Source organism: Kribbella antibiotica, from assembly GCF_004349055.1.
Classification (GTDB): domain Bacteria; phylum Actinomycetota; class Actinomycetes; order Propionibacteriales; family Kribbellaceae; genus Kribbella; species Kribbella antibiotica.
On record NZ_SMKX01000319.1, the window covers coordinates 1 to 1,119 of the forward strand.

2 protein-coding genes are annotated in these 1,119 nt (G+C 66.3%); both read left to right on the top strand.

Going from position 1 to position 1,119, the window contains the following annotated elements:
* The coding region (locus E1263_RS42445) for a transposase (protein ID WP_165956932.1) at positions 1–235 on the top strand (235 nt) is incomplete at its 5' end.
* Between the two features lie 480 nt (positions 236–715).
* Positions 716–1,111, top strand: coding sequence for a YunG family protein (locus tag E1263_RS42450; RefSeq protein ID WP_132178153.1), 396 nt, complete (start codon positions 716–718; stop codon positions 1,109–1,111).
* Positions 1,112–1,119 lie beyond the last annotated feature (8 nt).

Below are 1,119 nucleotides of genomic sequence, written 5' to 3' on the forward strand. Positions count from 1 at the left end.
TGGCCAGACCCACCGCCACCGCCTCAACCGAGGCGGCGACCGGCAAGCCAACAAAGCGCTCTACGTGATCGTCATCAGCCGACTCCGCCACGATCCACGCACCCAGGCCTACGCAGCGAAACGCACCGCCGAAGGCCTGTCAAAGAAAGACATCATCCGCTGCCTCAAACGCCTCATCGCCCGCGAGATCTACTACCTCCTACGCCAACCAAACCCCAAGCCAACCGCTGCTTGACATCCATAGGAGCATCCAAGTGCCTCCGACCAGCGTCTCCGCCCCTCGCCTGAGCGTGCGGACCGGGGTGCCGAACAGGTTGGTGAGTGCCGACGGTCCGCTCCCGACCCGCTCAACGCGCGGCGGCCACCCTTGAGCACCCACCAGTCACCTGACACCCGCCGAAACGCCTGAACCGTGCACAAGGCCGCGCGCCCGGCCGACTTTGAGCACCCACCAGTCATTTTCCGGCCGGATCCGTGACTGACCCGTGCTCAAAGTCCTCCCCGGCTCGCGCGAAGGCCCGGTGACCGCGGGGTCACGAAGGCCGGCGGAGCTGGGGAGCGTTACCCCACCCGAATCGACAGGTATCGCTCCCCAACCTCCCGCAACGATCGGGGTGAGGCCCTTGATTCCAGGGGTGTCTGTTTTGGGCAGATTCCGGGCTCGTCCGCCTAGTGGGCGGCCCCTGCTAGGCCGGTGTTGGGCCAGGCTTAGGGGATGGTGAGCACGGAGGAGTTGCAGATTCTGTTGCGCACGGCCTGGGGGCCGGACACGTGTTACCCCGAATCCAGCGCCGAGTGGCGGGCGGACAATCCGGCGCGGGACCAGTGCGGGATGACGGCGCTGGTGGTCCAAGACGTGCTCGGTGGCGAACTGATCCTCGGCGAAGTCCAGGTAGACGGCTTGCGGATCGGCAACCACTACTGGAACCGCCTCCCGAACGGAACCGAAGTCGACCTGACCGCCGAACAGTTCCGGCCCGACGAACTAGTCGTCAACGGAGAAGCAGTCATCCGCCCACCCGACGCTCCCCGACGTCACCGAGCCCAATACGAACTCCTCCGCGCCCGAGTCCTCCAAGCCCTCGCGACCCCACCCCCGCCGTACCGATGAACGGGTAG